18 protein-coding genes are annotated in these 15,743 nt (G+C 40.6%); 4 read left to right on the top strand and 14 right to left on the bottom strand.

The window, feature by feature from the left end; translation table 11 throughout:
• Window positions 1-46: 46 nt before the first annotated feature.
• The 7 genes from E2R51_RS16650 to E2R51_RS16620 all read right to left on the bottom strand — a co-directional run bounded on the left by E2R51_RS16650 (window position 47) and on the right by E2R51_RS16620 (window position 5,972).
• On the bottom strand, window positions 47-721 hold the full coding sequence (locus E2R51_RS16650; protein ID WP_133378214.1) for a response regulator transcription factor: 675 nt from the start codon (window positions 719-721) through the stop codon (window positions 47-49).
• A 331-nt stretch (window positions 722-1,052) separates the two neighbouring features.
• A complete protein-coding gene (locus E2R51_RS16645) occupies window positions 1,053-1,775 on the bottom strand; it encodes an amino acid ABC transporter ATP-binding protein (protein ID WP_133378213.1) in 723 nt (240 codons plus the stop codon).
• A gap of 14 nt (window positions 1,776-1,789) precedes the next feature.
• Window positions 1,790-2,458, bottom strand: coding sequence for an amino acid ABC transporter permease (locus E2R51_RS16640; protein WP_133378212.1), 669 nt, complete (start codon window positions 2,456-2,458; stop codon window positions 1,790-1,792).
• Between the two features lie 27 nt (window positions 2,459-2,485).
• On the bottom strand, window positions 2,486-3,325 hold the full coding sequence (locus E2R51_RS16635; protein WP_133378211.1) for a transporter substrate-binding domain-containing protein: 840 nt from the start codon (window positions 3,323-3,325) through the stop codon (window positions 2,486-2,488).
• 75 nt (window positions 3,326-3,400) lie between these two features.
• Window positions 3,401-4,246, bottom strand: a complete 846-nt coding sequence (locus tag E2R51_RS16630) for a MurR/RpiR family transcriptional regulator (RefSeq protein WP_133378210.1) — start codon at window positions 4,244-4,246, stop codon at window positions 3,401-3,403.
• Between the two features lie 251 nt (window positions 4,247-4,497).
• Window positions 4,498-5,064, bottom strand: coding sequence for a GNAT family N-acetyltransferase (locus tag E2R51_RS16625; RefSeq protein ID WP_133378209.1), 567 nt, complete (start codon window positions 5,062-5,064; stop codon window positions 4,498-4,500).
• A 74-nt stretch (window positions 5,065-5,138) separates the two neighbouring features.
• Entirely contained in the window at window positions 5,139-5,972 is an 834-nt protein-coding gene (locus E2R51_RS16620; RefSeq protein ID WP_133378208.1) for an SDR family oxidoreductase, read from the bottom strand.
• 130 nt (window positions 5,973-6,102) lie between these two features.
• Between E2R51_RS16620 and E2R51_RS16615 the strand changes: the two genes are divergently transcribed.
• From E2R51_RS16615 to E2R51_RS16600, 4 genes are all read left to right on the top strand, one after another.
• Complete coding sequence (locus tag E2R51_RS16615) at window positions 6,103-6,333, top strand: hypothetical protein (RefSeq protein ID WP_133378207.1); 231 nt, start codon at window positions 6,103-6,105, stop codon at window positions 6,331-6,333.
• A complete protein-coding gene (locus E2R51_RS16610; protein ID WP_133378206.1) occupies window positions 6,330-6,752 on the top strand; it encodes a GNAT family N-acetyltransferase in 423 nt (140 codons plus the stop codon). The genes E2R51_RS16615 and E2R51_RS16610 overlap by 4 nt, the downstream gene beginning before the upstream one ends.
• 395 nt (window positions 6,753-7,147) lie before the next feature.
• Window positions 7,148-7,495 carry a PadR family transcriptional regulator gene (locus E2R51_RS16605; protein ID WP_133378205.1) on the top strand — a complete coding sequence of 116 codons (348 nt, stop codon included), beginning with the start codon at window positions 7,148-7,150 and terminating at the stop codon, window positions 7,493-7,495.
• Window positions 7,482-8,513: an HAAS signaling domain-containing protein gene (locus E2R51_RS16600; RefSeq protein ID WP_133378204.1), complete on the top strand. Its 1,032-nt coding sequence runs from the start codon at window positions 7,482-7,484 to the stop codon at window positions 8,511-8,513. The genes E2R51_RS16605 and E2R51_RS16600 overlap by 14 nt, the downstream gene beginning before the upstream one ends.
• Window positions 8,514-8,680: 167 nt before the next feature.
• Here E2R51_RS16600 and E2R51_RS16595 read toward each other — a convergent pair whose 3' ends face one another.
• The 7 genes from E2R51_RS16595 to E2R51_RS16565 all read right to left on the bottom strand — a co-directional run bounded on the left by E2R51_RS16595 (window position 8,681) and on the right by E2R51_RS16565 (window position 15,567).
• Window positions 8,681-9,154 (bottom strand): divergent PAP2 family protein, encoded by a 474-nt coding sequence (locus E2R51_RS16595; RefSeq protein WP_133378203.1) that lies wholly within the window; start codon window positions 9,152-9,154, stop codon window positions 8,681-8,683.
• A 215-nt stretch (window positions 9,155-9,369) separates the two neighbouring features.
• Window positions 9,370-9,714: a hypothetical protein gene (locus tag E2R51_RS16590; protein WP_133378202.1), complete on the bottom strand. Its 345-nt coding sequence runs from the start codon at window positions 9,712-9,714 to the stop codon at window positions 9,370-9,372.
• Window positions 9,701-11,587 carry a DUF6792 domain-containing protein gene (locus E2R51_RS16585; RefSeq protein ID WP_133378201.1) on the bottom strand — a complete coding sequence of 629 codons (1,887 nt, stop codon included), beginning with the start codon at window positions 11,585-11,587 and terminating at the stop codon, window positions 9,701-9,703. The genes E2R51_RS16590 and E2R51_RS16585 overlap by 14 nt, the downstream gene beginning before the upstream one ends.
• A gap of 15 nt (window positions 11,588-11,602) precedes the next feature.
• A complete protein-coding gene (locus E2R51_RS16580) occupies window positions 11,603-12,193 on the bottom strand; it encodes a hypothetical protein (protein WP_133378200.1) in 591 nt (196 codons plus the stop codon).
• 214 nt (window positions 12,194-12,407) lie between these two features.
• Window positions 12,408-13,802, bottom strand: a complete 1,395-nt coding sequence (locus E2R51_RS16575) for a DUF6792 domain-containing protein (RefSeq protein ID WP_133378199.1) — start codon at window positions 13,800-13,802, stop codon at window positions 12,408-12,410.
• Complete coding sequence (locus E2R51_RS16570; RefSeq protein ID WP_133378198.1) at window positions 13,799-14,392, bottom strand: hypothetical protein; 594 nt, start codon at window positions 14,390-14,392, stop codon at window positions 13,799-13,801. Before E2R51_RS16570 ends, E2R51_RS16575 begins: the two co-directional genes overlap by 4 nt.
• 146 nt (window positions 14,393-14,538) lie before the next feature.
• A complete protein-coding gene (locus E2R51_RS16565) occupies window positions 14,539-15,567 on the bottom strand; it encodes a phosphotransferase enzyme family protein (protein WP_133378197.1) in 1,029 nt (342 codons plus the stop codon).
• Between the last annotated feature and the right edge of the window lie 176 nt (window positions 15,568-15,743).

Below are 15,743 nucleotides of genomic sequence, written 5' to 3'. Positions count from 1 at the left end.
GCAATATTATTTTCCGGCTAAAATTCAATTTACCTTTTATCAACCTCTACACCTCAAGTTTGTATCCTAATCCCCATACCGTTTTGATTAGCTCTCCATGCTGCTTCATCTTCATCCGAAGCGTTTTTATATGTGTATCAACCGTCCGCTCAGTCCCGCTGTATTCAAGCCCCCACACTGTTTCCATTAAGTAGTCCCGTGTAACCAGGCTGTTTTTATTGGTGACAAGAAGAGAAAGCAGCTTGTACTCTTTCATCGTCAGCGACAGCTCCTCATTTTCAAGAAAAACGCGATAGCTTGTTAGATCGAGTGAAATTGGTCCGGCTTTCATCAAATTGCTTTTGTGAAAATGCGGATCGCTTCTTCTCAGCACCGTTTCAATTCTGGCAATGAGCTCGCCTGAATGAAAAGGTTTAACAAGATAATCATCTCCCCCAATCTTAAGGCCTTTCACTTTATCCCATTCCTCTCCTTTAGCAGAAAGAAAAATAATAGGTGTATCTGCGGTTTTTCTTATCTCTTCAGTAAAAACATACCCATCCATAAAAGGCATCATCACGTCTACCAGCATCAAATCAGGGGGATCGTTTTTGGCAATTTTTAATGCTTCCATTCCGTTTGCCGCCTCCGTCACTACGTAGCCCTCAGATACAAGAAAGGATCTTATCAAATTTCTCATAGCAGCTTCATCGTCCACGATTAATATCTTTCGAACGCTCATGTTGATTCCTCGTTTCAATACACTTTGGTCAGTTTATCTTTATTTTAGCAGGTGGCTGTGAAAAGAGTGTGAAGGAAAATAGACAATTAACGGAAGAAATTCTATTGCCTGATAGGATTGATCGAGCGTCAAGACCTCCACCTCACAACCATTATTGCCGTTTTTCTCTAAATAAAGTAGGTGTGTGGACAATAAGAGACCCTAAAAAAATTACTCTGTGATGGAATTGGATCATTTCCGCTACCCTGAGCTTTCTTATAATAATAGAGTGTAATCAAAAAAAGCTCTTACGAACATGTTCGGTTCGTAAGAGCTTTTTACTGATTTTTGTCTACTCCACCAGCTGGATAAACTGCTTGGTTCGTTCATGCTCAGGGTTTTCAAAAAATGTTTTCGGATCATTTGATTCAATAATCCTCCCCTGATCCAGCATGATGATGCGGTCTGCAACTTCTCTCGCAAATCTCATTTCATGTGTTACGACAACCATCGTCATCCCTTCTTGTGCCAGCTGTTTCATTACTGCAAGTACTTCGCTGACGAGTTCTGGATCAAGAGCCGATGTGGGTTCATCAAACAGCATGACCTTTGGTTCCATTGCAAGAGATCTTGCGATGGCAACACGCTGCTTTTGGCCGCCCGACAATTTGCTTGGGTAAACATCCGCTTTTTCTGCAAGACCGACCTTTTCAAGCAGCTGTCTTCCATGCTTGATTGCTTCCTGTTTCCCTTTTTTCTTTACCTGCATCGGTGCTTCAATGATGTTTTCAAGCACTGTTTTATGAGGAAACAAGTTAAAATGCTGAAAAACCATTCCTACTTCAGCACGTATTTTATTTAAATTATCTTTTTTAGGGTTTATCGTTTTCCCATCAATCGCAATTTCTCCATGATTAATCATTTCCAAAAAATTAAAACAGCGCAAAAGTGTACTTTTACCTGAACCGCTGACACCTACAAGTACAACAACTTCTTTTGGTGCTACATGGAGGTCAATTCCTTTTAGCACTTCTAAATCTCCAAATGATTTGTGGATATTTTTTGCAATAATCATATGCGACCTCCTCTCTAATCCTTATCAACGTCAAGTTTGTTTTCGTATAGTTTTAACAAATAGCTAAAGATCATAACCAGTACTAAATAATAGAGTCCTACTACCAGATAGGTTTCAAAGGGCTGAAAGGACTGAGCGGCCTCCCTGTTGGCAAGAGAGAAGAGCTCGGCTACACCGATAACATAGACAAGGGAAGAATCCTTCAACGCAATAATAAACTGATTTCCAAGAGGTGGAATGGACCTTTTTAACGCCTGTGGAAATACAATGCGTTTCATGCTTTGCGCTTTGGTCATTCCAAGCGAGCTGCTGGCCTCTGACTGTCCTTTATCAATTCCCTGAATCGCACCCCGGAAAATCTCTGCAATATAGGCACCATTATGAACACCCAAAGCAATGGCTCCCGCCCAAAAGTTTGTAAGAGTAATAAATTCAGTAATCCCAAAATACAAAAAGGTTATTTGAACAATTAATGGCGTTCCGCGAATGATCGTGATATATACATTTGCAATAAACTGCAATGGCTTTGATTTAGATAGCTTTAACAGGGCAAAGAACAGCCCAAGCAAACAGCCCAGAACAATTCCAATTGCTGTAAGCTGCAGTGTAATAACCGTTGCGTCCAAAAATCCTGATAATGTACGCGTAAATACCTCTGATAATGTAACAATAATTTCTGGCATGCTGCACCTTCCTAACACTTGGACTTATTATTCTAAAACTTCAATTCCTTCTATATCCGTTTCTAAAAGATTTCGATCAAATAGATTGGTTGAAATCTCATCATAAGTCCCATCCTCTTGAATTTCCTTGAGCGCTCCATTTATTGCTTCAAGCAGTTCAGGATTGTCTTTATTAACCGCAATGGCTGCTTTTTCAATCCACAAAGGCTCCCCTACTTCTTTAATTTCAAGACCTGCTGCAATGGCTTCGTATCCAACAACATCCGCTGTGATCACAGCATCCAGGCGTCCTTCTATTTCCAGATCATTCAACGCCACCACGTCACTGTTATAGTATTGAATATTAGAAGAATCTGTATATTCCTGCGCTGCACTATCGTAGGTACTCTGTGCGACCACCCCAATTTTTTTCCCTTTTAAATCCTCCGCTGATGTAATTTCGTTATTTCCTTCTGCTACAAAAACCATTCCACCAGAATAATAATAGGGATCCGAGAAGTCCACCTGCTCTGCCCGGTCATTCGTGATGGCCATGCTGCCGATGATCGCGTCAAAACGTTCTCCCGTCAGTCCCTGCAGGATCGTTTCCCATGGCGTCGTAATTGGATTTGGCTCGAGGCCCAATTTCTCAGCAATTGCGTAGCCGATTTCCACATCAAACCCTTTCAGCTCGCCGCTTTCTTCATAGTTAAAAGGCTTGTACAATCCGCTTGATGCCCACGTAAGTTTTCCGTCTTCAAATAAATTATATTCACTTCCTGCATTATCAGAGGAACCGGATGTTTCTTCCGCTTCGTCCCCTCCTCCACAGGCCGCCAAAATAAGACTTGTCGATAACATTGCACCTAAAATCGATAGCTTTTTCATTGTTAACTCTCCCCTTTTTATATAGTTAACCTATTAAACTGAAAAACAGGTTATCAACAAACAAGTAGTTCTTATTTAAGAACGATGAAATATTCCTTTTTCCTGGTACATTCTCTCCACACTTCTTAAATTTTCATTTACTTTTTCATAATCCTTAACTGAGATGAATCTCATAATAGCTGTCAGAAGAGATAGCACCGCCGTAAAAGAATCGATGTTGAGATTTGAATTAATAGTAGCCTCCAGTAAAATATCTGAATGGTCGGCAATCGGAGAATCAGCTTGGTCTGTTATTGAAATAACAGTGGCGCCCTGCGCTTTTGAAGTCTTAACCGTTTCAATAACATTATTTGTGTAACGCGGTAAAACCAATGAGATTAATACATCCTGGTTATTCATCTTGGAAAGTTGATGATAATATTGAATGTCGCCCTGCATGAGCATTTCGGTATTATCCAGCACCATATTCAGCCAATGTGCAAATAAATGGCTAAGACCATAACTAAACATATTACTTGTTACGTAGATTTTTCTTGCTTTGCTGATATGCTGCACCACTTGAAGCAGGGTTTCTTCCTTTAGTGACTCTTTCAATCTGGAAATGTTTGCAATATCAGCTTCCAGCAGATTATGAAGAAAGCTTTGTTTTTCCCTGGAACCAAATCCCGGCTGTGGTTTTAACCAACGCTCCTCAGCCAGCTTTCTTTGAATAATGTGCTGCACCTCGGTGTAGCCTTTGTAGCCGATTTTTTGAGTGAGCCGGATGACTGTTGATTCACTGACATGAACGTGCCGGCCCGTTTCAAGTGCTGACGAAAATGCGATGATGCTGGGTTCTTCAAAAAACAATGCTGCAACCTTCTTTTGCCCTGTGCTTAAAAGATGATAAGAGTCCTCCAATTTTTGCAGTATTTCCTGCATTTATAAGCCTCCAAATGACAATAAAATCACTAAACCTAGTAATATTGTACCTTTTTGCAGGAAACCCTGCAAGTTAATATCAGAATTTTCGTTTTTATCAAACTAATTAACGTAGTGTTTATAAGGTTTGATGCGACTATAAAAAAAGCTTCCAGAAAACCTTTTAAGGTTTACCGGAAGCTCGCACGTAATCATATGTACCATTTGTCAATCAGCGGAACAACCAGATTATTCAGCTGCCCTTCAATTGTTTAATTTTCAGCAATTTTAGCAAAAACACAAGTATCCGCCGATTCGTTTAATACTTCATCAAACAGATCGTTTCTTAATACACCTTCCAGTGTATAGGCAAGTTTTTCAGGAATTTTTATGCTGTTGCTATTTTTGCTGTTGCACCTGATTTCCACTCTTTTTGCTTTAAGCGTGGAGAAAGCAAAGTCCGTAATACCCTCGACTGCTTCTGTCATATACCCTTTCCCGCTCATACGGCTGTCGATCCAATAGCCAATTTCAAACTTTGGAATGTCCCAATTAATGCGGTGCAGTCCGGACGAGCCCACAAATTGACCTGTATCTTTTAAAAATACCAGCAGACGAAGATCCTCCCTTGATAAAAATCTAATCTGTGATTCCCGTATGTTTGCTTCTACCGCTTCTTTTGTTTCTTCTTTTGAAGCAAAATGAAGCCATGGCTTTAAATCCGCTCTTGATGCGTTGATGGCTTCCCAGACAGCTTCTCCGTCCCCTGGTTTTGGCGCGCGGATCAGCAATCGATCAGTTGAGAATTCTTCTGGAAAATCAAGCAGAATTGGGTTCACTCCTATTCCTCCCTTCCTGATTTTTTATAGACAGTAGGACCAGCAAGCCTGCTGGTCCTACTGTCTAACGGTATTTAAAGGCCAACACGTTCTTCGCTCCAGCCCCATAATTCTTCAGCCAGCCACTCATTTTTAGCATCCTCTGAAACGTCAACTTCCTTCATTTTATAAAAGTAACGTCCGGAAACATCCGCCACTTCATTGCTGGTAGCTAAATATACAGCTGTTTTAGCACCCTCTTCAGCTGTTTGGAAAAACGGCTTTAATACACGGGTAATGCTCCGGCCAAATTCCGTTTTGCGGTTAACACCCAGGTTAGTTGCAACTGCACCCGGGTGAACGGCATTTACAGTTACATTAGTTCCTTCCAAACGCTTCGCTAGTGCTTTAGTAAATAATATATTGGCAAGCTTGGAACGACCGTAACCTTTTGCCACATTGTATCCTTTTTCAAAATGCGGATCGTCAAAGTCAATTTTGCCCCATTTATGAGCACCCGAACTGACAACAATGATTCTGCCTGCCTGCGACTTTTTTAATTCATCCAATAACAGATTCGTTAATAAAAAATGTCCAAGATGATTAACGCCCAGCTGCGATTCAAATCCGTCATCAGTCAGCTGTCTTTTCAGTGACACAACACCTGCGTTATTCACTAAAATATCCAAGTGATCAAACTTCTTTTTAAATTCAGCTGCAAATTCCCGAATGCTTTCCATTGAACCAAGATCAGCGTTCATCAGTGTAATTTCCTGTGAGCGACTTTGCTCTTTTGCAGAAATCCATGCCACTTTCCCCTTGCGAGGATTTCGGCACAGCATCACCACATGCATACCCTGCTTTGCCAATTCAACTGTTGTGGCCAATCCCATTCCTGAATTGGCACCCGTTACTAATGCAATTTTCATCCAATCACCTCTTTACGATAGTGTACAGCTTTTTCTTCTTCTGGAAAAGGATGAATCCTAAATAGGTATTTTCCTGTTATAGGAAACTTTTTGCCTTTGAAATCGTAATTCCTATCAGGAGGTGGAAAACTTGAAACGGTTTATACTATTTATTGCCAGTTTTATTGTCCTTATTATAGGATTCCAGCTGCTGTCAGGTATTCTTTTGACTGCATTTTTTACACCGGTATTATCTGCGCCTCAGACTCTGCAGCAGCAAGTCTCATTTGGAGAAACGACAATGCCTTTTTTACTTCTTCTGCCCGCGGCTGCGATTGCTTATATGATTTCCAGAATACCGAAAAGGAGAACGAGCCTATGACCTTACATATCACAAAAGAACACATCAAGACTGAGGAAAATCAGATTCATCACAAGTTATATGAATTTAATGCCTCTCATTTTCCTGAGGATTTAAGAGGCAGGTATGAGGAAATGAAATTATTCTTAAAGGATGCTGAGGGAAATGTTAAGGGCGGACTTTTAGGTGAGTTCTGCTGGAACTGGCTTGAAATTCACACTTTAATTCTTGATGAGAATCTTCGGGGCACAGGGTACGGTTCAAAGCTTTTAAACGAAGCAGAGCAGCTGGCACGTGAAAAACACTGTGATTTTATCAAACTGGACACCTTGAGCTTTCAGGCATTGGATTTTTATAAAAAACATGGCTATTCAGTGTACGGAACGCTTGATAATGTCGGAAGAGACTTTAGCCATTATTATATGAAGAAAGATCTTTAGTGCCGGTTTAGATGCGAAAAAAGAGAGTCCGATCCAACTCTATAAAATGCCCCGGGAACATGACATGTTCCAGGGGCATTTTTTGTTCAGCACCATTTGTATGTTTGCGGAATCGGGGACTACAGTGCAGCTGCAGACGAGGGTTTCGGTTTAATGATAAATAGGTGAAAGGTCACATCCGCCGATAGAGGGGGCAAAGGCTGTGATAAGTGGTGAAAACCCGCCGGTAGCGTTCCCAAAGGCTTCGATTCGGCCCAAAACCCGCGGATTAAATGTCTGAAGGGTTCGATCCCGACATTATGAGGATTGCCAACAGTTCTTATTCACAAATTTCAATTGTTGGTAATATTATAATAGTGTATGAAATACAGTATAAAGAGAAATGAGGTGAAGGGATGAGCGATCTGTTATCTTCCTTGACGACCGAATTAAGGCGGGGGACGCTGACGCTGGCCGTTTTAAGCCAGTTACAAACGCCGCAATACGGCTATTCACTGGTACAGTTATTGGAGAAATCGGGGATTGTCATTGACCAGAGTACACTTTACCCCCTTCTGAGGCGATTGGAAAAACAAAAACTGGTGACAAGTTCATGGGATACAACAGAGAGCAGACCAAGAAAATATTATGTGCTGAGTGATTTCGGGACTGAGCTGTTTCTGCAATTAAAACAGGAATGGGAAAAGACGTCGTTAGAGCTTCAACAACTATTGGAAGGAGAGAAGAAAAATGAACTTGATTGATCTTTACGTACACGAAGTGACGCGGCTGCTGCCTGAAAAGAATCGTGAAGACATTGCGCTTGAACTCCAATCGACGATCCAGGATATGCTTCCTGACAACCCGACAGAAGATGAAATTAAAGCAGCACTTTCTAAGCTTGGTGACCCTGCAAAATTAGCTGGACAGTACCGTGATATTCCCCGTTATTTGATTGGACCCGCTCTCTACGATCATTATTTAACCATTTTAAAAATGACTTTCCCCATTGTATTAGCTGTTGTTCTGATTACGCAGGTATTAACAAATATTATTAATTATGCTGGAGAAGCAACTATTATTGAAATGATTCTCGCTTTGTCGTTTAGCATTGTCGGAGCAGCTTTTAATGTAGGTGTTCAAACATTATTCTGGATAACGCTTGTTTTCTTTGTGCTGGAGCGCTCCGGTGCAGTGAAGGAATCATTCCCCCAATCCACAATCGGGGCACCCTGGAAGCCTGAAGATTTAAAATATCTTTCATCCATTCCAAAAAAGAAAGCCATATCAAAATCTCAAGTTTTATTCAGTCTGATTTGGACAGCTGTCTGGGCTGGCGTGTATTTTAATGCTGTGAATATTATTGCTGTTTATGAGCGCGACAGCACATCTGGGTTTAACTATGTTACGCCGATTTTTAATGAAGAGACGCTTCTTTCTTTCTGGCCATTTGTTTGTCTTCTTATCGCAATCGAAATTGCCCTTGCTATTTTTAAATGGGTGCTTGGCCAATGGACCCCCCGGCTGGCTGTGATTAACGCCTTTTATAACGCGGTTTATATCCTGGTATTTATTTTCCTCGCAAGCAGTTCGAATTTATTTAATCCCTCGTTTGTTGATTATCAGGTGCAGCTGTTTAACAGTACTGCAGACGATGTAATGAATGTCGTTAATGGTGCTGTCTGGACGTCTATTGTGATCGCCATCATCATTTCTGTATTGGATTCCTATGAGGGGTTTAAAAAAGCAAGAATCTCTCTGACAAAGCTCTTTAATAAGTAGAAAAACAAGCGTCTAACCCTTCCCGCTACAATGAAGCTACGTTTCAATGAATTATCGGGATATTAAAAAAGACAATAACTCTTTACAGATAAAAAGAATGCTCTCCCGGAATTTACCGTGAGAGCATTCTGATCTGGTTTTGCGAAATGCTTATTACATATGTACCCTTACGCCCGTCCCATTTTGCGATCTTCAATTTTAGCGGCAATGATGCCGTATGCGATGCCAAAAAGCGCTCCGCCTAACACTTCAATCGGCTGATGGCCTAAAAGCTCTTTTAAGTCTTTTTCGCGTTTTACATAGTCAAGACTCGGGTAATCTCCGGAGATTACTTCAAAATTATTTTCAAGTTCATTAACAAGGCGGGCAATTTCACCGGTATGCCGTCTGATTCCCTGTGCGTCATACATGACGATGGAACCAAAAACAACTGCAATAGCCGTTTCAGTATGGCGCGTACCCCGGTTCGCCGCCGTATACGCTGCCAATGAAGCTACCCCTGCTGAGTGGGAGCTCGGCATCCCGCCAGTTTGCAGAATTGGCTTCCAGTCCCATTTCCCTGTGAGCTTTTTGTTCGTAAATACTTTTAGCCCCTGTGCAATCACAATTGCAGAAAGCGCTGTAAACATTCCTCTGTTCATTATTTCATCCTCACTTTCTAATAGCTGACTGATTGGCCTTTTTATGTCTTTTACCCTTCTGAGCATGAATTATTCTATATTAACCGTAATAATAACTAATTTCCCCCTGTTATTTTGTATCATTATGTCCATAACTCAAAATGAACTTACATGTTAGTGATTTTCCTGCTTGCGCTAATAAAAAAAGTGCCCCGGGAAGGTTGCCCTGAGTCACTTTAAAAAGCAGATGACAGATTGTTTTTATAATAGATCGTCATATTTTGTGTCTTCATTGCATCTACCTGTTCGTCAAAACGTTTAATGGCCTGATCGATGGTTGATTCTGCACTGTTCAGGATAATATTTTGACTGGTTCGCTGCTGGTTTGCTTTTTCCTCCATTGCTTCGATCGTCTTACCTGAACTGCCTCCTTCTGAACCAAACCTTTTTACTAATTGCTGAAGCTGCTGATCCACTTCCGCAATGCGGTCAAGAGCAGATATAAAGGACTGTTTTCGGTACAGCTGATCTTCTGTCGGCAGGATTTGCTCTGTTATTGAAATTGATTCATCTGAGGGCAACTTTTTCTCCTCCTTGTCCATAATCAAATAATTGAGCCACATGCTCATCCTTCTCAAAGATCTTTTCAATTGCTTCTCTGGAGGATGTTAGAAAATCATCTGTATTCTGTATCGTAGTTAATAGATTTGAATAAAGATCATCAAAAGAAATGCCGGTTAACGGCTGAAAAGAATCCTGAATGGCAATACGGGTAATGGATTTGTCCAAACGCGGAAAATAAACGTATTTACGAAGCACGTTTGTATAACTGACAGGATTGCCTTCAATTTCATTAATTTTGGCTATGACCTTTGACTTCTCCTCCTCATATCCATCCAGCAGCTCGACTTGGGATGTGCTCATAACCGCTTCAACTGCGCTTCGCTTCTCTTCAAGTAAAGCCTGTCCTTCCTGATACATGCGTACTGCCGCAGAAATGTTGACCCTGATTTCGCTGCCGTTTTGCCGGCCAATCATAATCATGTCATTTCCTTGATATTGGCGCCCGTTTTCCATCCCTAAGGCATTTAACATTTCTTCAATGCTGTGGCTGTGACCTATTTCTTCAAGTACCGGCCCCAGTATCCGGCTGAACTCGTCACCGCTTTTTGTTAGGTCTTCCATCAGTCCCTTCAAACGCAGTGCTCCGCTGGCGTCAGCCCCAAAAATAGCCGTCCCGGTATTGCCCACCATTTCACCGTCGCGGTATATGCTTAATGTGTTTAGAATCTCGATCATTTCATCCAGTTTTCCGCCAGCCGTATCCATCTCGGAAACAAGAATATTTTTTTCCGCTTCGGTAATAAAACCATTTTTGACAAATGCTCCGAATATCTGTTCACCATTTTTCGTAATATTTTCAACTGTTTCAAGCAGTACCGGTATTTTTTCATTCATATCGACAATCATGTTATCGAGTTCTTTACTGCTTGTAAAATAGTTTTTTATTATTCCAACAAAAGAAGGATCTTCAGCAAATTTATCGATAACATTTACATCAACGCCAGTAAGATCCTGTATCCCCTTGGATGAACCCCCTTTTTCAAAGGCGAGGGAATATTGAACGGCAAGCTGTTGAAAGTCTGCAATGACCTCATCCGGCACGCTGTCCACCATCGCCCGAAGTCCGCTCATCTCCGGGTTAGTATCTACCATCGTCACATCCCCTACTGTAAAGAAACCTCTTGCTCCGCTTCCTCCATAGAGAGGATCATCCTCCGAAATGAGCTGGTGTATACCTGTTGTCATATCCTGATAGTAATTTTCAGTAAAAACTTTTAACTTTTCAGGAGAAACAGAAAATAATTCATCAGGATTTGCTCCGATGGAAAATTCGCGATTTATTGCCTGTCTAAATTTCACATCGGCCTTATAAAGGTGATAGGCAGTCGGCTGAGCCCCGTTGACGCTGTAGATCTCATCGAAAACGCCGGTAACCAGCTGTACGCTTGAGTTATTATGGTGGGCCAGGGAATGGGAAAGGCCTATAACAACAGGCTCCTGTAAATCGTTTTTCTGTTCAAAGTATTTTTTTGACTCATTAACAAAAGTAAAGGTGCTCTCAAACTGATTAACCTCCTGACCGGCAAATATACCGCGCAGATTATAGTCCCAATCTCCCGCATCAGCAGACCCCTGGGAGATCACATATACCTCATTAATAGCGCCATCGTCAGAGTACAGATTGACCGCTGTCCCGTCGTAGCTGGATCCATTCGATTCAGTTAAAGCATCCGATTGAACAATTTCAACATTTGCTTCCAGTGCTGTACCCGTTTCTTCTAAGTATATTCTTTTTATCTCCTGCTCAAATTTATCTTCATCTAAATTTTGATATTGAAGATCTATTATTCTTAATCTTACATTTTCATTATCAAAGATTAATTGACCCATATCATCATTCACTTTCTATTTTGATTTAAATTCGATTGTTTCCAAAAAGGTTCTCATTTCCTGTCTGACCTCTTCTTCCTGCTGATCACAGCTGGAGTCTTCGTTACATGCTGATGTAAGGATTACTCTTAGTCCCGCTTTATTTTCCGTATTGCCTATGAATGCAGCTAAGCCTATTACATCATCTTCATAAGTAAAAGGTGCTGTATGCATTTCTTTTTTGTCCGTTACTTCTTTCTTAAAATCCAGCTCTTCCCCTACTCTCTCTTCCAGGAATAAGAGCGTATTTTCGTTAAATGAGGCATCCCGGTCAAACTGGATATCAAACTGAGAGATCAGACTTTCGCTTTCTGCCCCCACCAGAAAAGATTCGGAAACATTTTCCTCTCTTGAATAAAACCCTTCAGCAATGGTCCCGTTTTCAGGAAATAACATGGTGAATTCCCCTGTTCCCGATTCAAACGTATAATATCCGTCTGCAGCTTCTTCCGTTGATTTCATGAACCCTCGCGTAAACTCATCCTCAAAAGCCCTTACATCCGGCAATTCATCTACGCTCATTTCACTTGGTTTCAACTGTTCTTCCCCGTTATTTCCATTCGCCATTTGACAACCTCCCGCCAACAAGATGCTTATCAATAGTAAGAACATTTTAGCCTTCGTTAAAGTTAACATCTCATTCCTCCAATAGAATATCCTTACATTTATTGTAGCATAGGATCCGTTGAATCATTGATTTTTACTTGCTAATTTACCCCCAGTTAACAGCATTTCGTACCAATTATCACTGCAAATGGAGATATACTATTAACATCTTAATCTACTGCCTCTCCAATGCATCGAGCATTTCAGGAATATTATGACTGGATACAAATTCGGTGAATAAAGGGTGGAGAGTTACTTTCATTTTGTCAAAGCTCTTTCTCATCTTTTTCGTAAGAAAATAAAGGCGAAGTCCGTAATACAGATCTGTCACCGGCATCCATCTCGCGCGGCTCTGCGCTGGCAGCTTCGGATATTCACTAAGGTTTCTTCTGCTGTTCATTTTCCCTATAATGTCGAGCGCTTTTCCAATGTTTTGTTCAATTTCTGCTGTCTCCCGTATCAGAATGATTTTCTCTTTGGCATTAATATAGTTATTTTCCAAAAACGCTCCCCATATCAGCTCTCTTGTTTGGGTTACTTTTTTTAATGATTCATAGAGCGGAGGAAGTCTTTCATTCATATTTCTGATCATGGCATCAATTTCAGCTGCGGATGTAAAATAGACTTTTAAAAAACCTGCAATGTTCGTTACATCTGAAAACAATTCAATATTCAACCCGGTAAAAGCTTCAATTCCTTGACGGGTATTTCCGCTCCGAAAAGCAATCGCATACTGCTGGGCAATGAGTTGAAAGTGAGCAACTGCTCTGTCCGGAATCCTGTCAACCATCGAGCGTAAGCCGCTTCTCTCAGGATTCGTATCAATCAGCCTTACATCCCCTATTGTGAAAAATCCTCTTGTGCCGCTCAGTGCATAGATGGGGTCATCTTTTGATATTACCTGGTAAATGTCGTGTGATTTTCCTTCATAATGTTTTTCTGCAAAATCTTTTAATTCATTTGGTGAAATGGTATAGATTGCATTGGGATCAACTAAGATTTGCGGAAATGTCATAATCAGTACGCTTCGAAACTCCCGGTCGGTTCTTGCAAGCTGGTATACATTGGTTTGCGCTCCATTTACGCTGTACAGCCTGTTAAATTCACTATAAATTAATTGTGCTGTGGCATTGTTATTGTGGGCGAGTGAATGGGCAAGCCCTATGATTAGGGATGGTGTTGCAGGGTTAAATGTTTTAACTGCTTCAGCTGTAAAAATTCTTGCGCTGTTCGCCTGATATGCCTGATCTCCTCCAAAAAGCGAACTGATATTATAATACCAGTCATTTATATCATTACTTCCTTGTGAAATAATATAAATTTGATCCATACTAACACGCTCATTTGAACGGAAATGAATAGCTGTCCCATTGTACCCTGACGTATCGTCTTTTAAAGCCTTCACCTCCGAAGATGAAAGCACCTCTATCTCCGCGTTTAATGGCATTGAGGTTTCTTTTAAATATAGATCGGTAAGTTCATCAATAAATGCTTCTTTCGGCAACCCAAGATATTCCAAATCAATGACCCGAAGTCTGAGTTTATCAGTATAAAGCCATTCATTATTCATATTTCCTCACCTTCTAACACGGAAAGAAACTTTATGGAAAAAATTAATTTCTGTATCTTCTTTTTTTCCTCAGCTTTTAGTTCCTCACAGGATACAGCGTTGCCTTTGTCACAAAAGGTATCATAATAAATCTGTATACCACCTGTACCTGCCCTGTTTTGCAAATAAGCAACATATCCAATTCGCTGCAAATCAATTAATATGTTGGGTTGTGCAGGTGCAAAATACAGATCCCTGTCTTCCATTTCTGTTTTATTAAAAGCCAGCTCTTCTCCTGCATGAGATTGAGTGATCTTTAAGTAGTCTTGAATAAAGCGCGCGTCATTGATGGAGATGAACGTGATCTGCAGGTGGGACAAACTGCCGTCAGGATGATAAATATACAGTAAAAACGATTCATAATCGTTGTTGCCTTCCAATGAATAGCCAATTCCATCCATGACTGCTTCACCGGGAATCATCATCTCAAACTTCCTTGTTCCAGACTCGAAAAGGTAATAGCCCTGCTCAACTTCCTGCGACGACTGAACAAACTGGCGGGTGAATGGATCTTGAAATACTCGCGCCTTCGGCAGATTTTCATTCTTCATGTGAATAACCTCCCTTTAAGCTAAACTGGTAAACAATTACTGTATGTATATTCCATTAATTGTATCATAAATGCGAATTAACAAATAATTCTGTTGATTCCTTATACAAAAAAACTGGCGGTAATGGTTTCGCCAGTTTTTTACTATTAGTCTTTCATTTGATAGGCCAGCTGAAGAACTTCACCGAAATTAAAATCCACTACCAGTTCATCCCTTATAAGCCGTTGGCGTATATCTGCCACAAGCTTTTGTTCCCGCTCATTTCCACTTTCAAGATCTACTTTTTTATGGAAAACACCGTATAAGCAATAATCACGCAGCTTCAAAAAATCAGGAAGACGCTGAATCCATGTTTCTTCAATCTTATTTTCTTTTAAATATCCCTTCAGGAAATGGGTTAAAAATCTTTTCCCAAAGACAGAACGTGCCTCCAGACTGCTGTTTTGATGTTTCCACCAGGAAGCGTAATAGAGGGGAATCGCAATATCACTTATGTAATAAAAATACATGCTGTCATCAAAGTCGAACACATGGACTTCTTTATTATGGAGAAAGAAGTTGCCTGAGTGAATGTCGGAATGAATTAAACCAAAGGCTTCTTTTGTTTCAGGAAATTCACCTATCTTTTTAACCAGCTCGTCATTTCCCTCTATAATTATAGCATCCTTCTTTTGATCCAAATAAGGACTTAAATCGATTAAATCATCTTTTGTCCAGTGAGCCCGTTTGGCCGTACCCTCTTGATAATTCATGGTTACACGATGCATTTTACCCGTCATTTCTCCCCATTTCTCAAATAAATCCGGGCCAAAATCCGGATCATTCATTTTAACAGGATTGCCTGGGGCTTTATCAAAAAGACATACTAAAAAGGAAGAGTCTCCAAGCTGCATTTCTTCCACCAGTTCGCCATTTAGTGATCTGTGCACGAGTGAAGCGTTAATACCATTATGGTAAAGATAATTAATCCATTCTAATTCTGCCAGCACTTCACTTTTACTGCGGTGTGAAGAATGCGTTAAACGCAAAATATACGGTTGATTTTCTTTGTAAACTTCATACACGTAATTCTCAAAATCCCCAAGTTTTTTTGCATTTGCTGCATTCGCTCCATATCTGTCTGCTGCTTTTGCCAATACTTCCTTTGAAAATAACTTTTCCACCCACTGCTCCATCGTCCGCACCTCTTTTTATCGTTTATGTCTTAATCTAAACCATTTCTTCCATTATATCTCAACTATCAGGAAATTGATGCTGGATCTGCAGATAGTCTTCTTAAAAAACAGCTATTAATCTTCACAAAAAAAAGTGAGTGAAAAATGCTTCACTCACCTTCAGGAAAATTGGGTTT

Source organism: Jeotgalibacillus sp. S-D1, assembly GCF_004358665.1.
Taxonomy (GTDB): domain Bacteria; phylum Bacillota; class Bacilli; order Bacillales; family Jeotgalibacillaceae; genus Jeotgalibacillus.
This window is presented reverse-complemented; position numbering and strand designations above follow the sequence as displayed.

What these genes read in the sequence shown, in the direction of transcription:
- E2R51_RS16650 (WP_133378214.1), bottom strand. Translation starts at nt 721, where the DNA reads ATGAGCGTTCGAAAGATATTAATCGTGGACGATGAAGCTGCTATGAGA.
- E2R51_RS16645 (WP_133378213.1), bottom strand. Translation starts at nt 1,775, where the DNA reads ATGATTATTGCAAAAAATATCCACAAATCATTTGGAGATTTAGAAGTG.
- E2R51_RS16640 (WP_133378212.1), bottom strand. Translation starts at nt 2,458, where the DNA reads ATGCCAGAAATTATTGTTACATTATCAGAGGTATTTACGCGTACATTA.
- E2R51_RS16635 (WP_133378211.1), bottom strand. Translation starts at nt 3,325, where the DNA reads ATGAAAAAGCTATCGATTTTAGGTGCAATGTTATCGACAAGTCTTATT.
- E2R51_RS16630 (WP_133378210.1), bottom strand. Translation starts at nt 4,246, where the DNA reads ATGCAGGAAATACTGCAAAAATTGGAGGACTCTTATCATCTTTTAAGC.
- E2R51_RS16620 (WP_133378208.1), bottom strand. Translation starts at nt 5,972, where the DNA reads ATGAAAATTGCATTAGTAACGGGTGCCAATTCAGGAATGGGATTGGCC.
- E2R51_RS16610 (WP_133378206.1), top strand. Translation starts at nt 6,330, where the DNA reads ATGACCTTACATATCACAAAAGAACACATCAAGACTGAGGAAAATCAG.
- E2R51_RS16605 (WP_133378205.1), top strand. Translation starts at nt 7,148, where the DNA reads ATGAGCGATCTGTTATCTTCCTTGACGACCGAATTAAGGCGGGGGACG.
- E2R51_RS16600 (WP_133378204.1), top strand. Translation starts at nt 7,482, where the DNA reads ATGAACTTGATTGATCTTTACGTACACGAAGTGACGCGGCTGCTGCCT.
- E2R51_RS16595 (WP_133378203.1), bottom strand. Translation starts at nt 9,154, where the DNA reads ATGAACAGAGGAATGTTTACAGCGCTTTCTGCAATTGTGATTGCACAG.
- E2R51_RS16585 (WP_133378201.1), bottom strand. Translation starts at nt 11,587, where the DNA reads ATGGGTCAATTAATCTTTGATAATGAAAATGTAAGATTAAGAATAATA.
- E2R51_RS16580 (WP_133378200.1), bottom strand. Translation starts at nt 12,193, where the DNA reads ATGGCGAATGGAAATAACGGGGAAGAACAGTTGAAACCAAGTGAAATG.
- E2R51_RS16575 (WP_133378199.1), bottom strand. Translation starts at nt 13,802, where the DNA reads ATGAATAATGAATGGCTTTATACTGATAAACTCAGACTTCGGGTCATT.
- E2R51_RS16570 (WP_133378198.1), bottom strand. Translation starts at nt 14,392, where the DNA reads ATGAAGAATGAAAATCTGCCGAAGGCGCGAGTATTTCAAGATCCATTC.
- E2R51_RS16565 (WP_133378197.1), bottom strand. Translation starts at nt 15,567, where the DNA reads ATGGAGCAGTGGGTGGAAAAGTTATTTTCAAAGGAAGTATTGGCAAAA.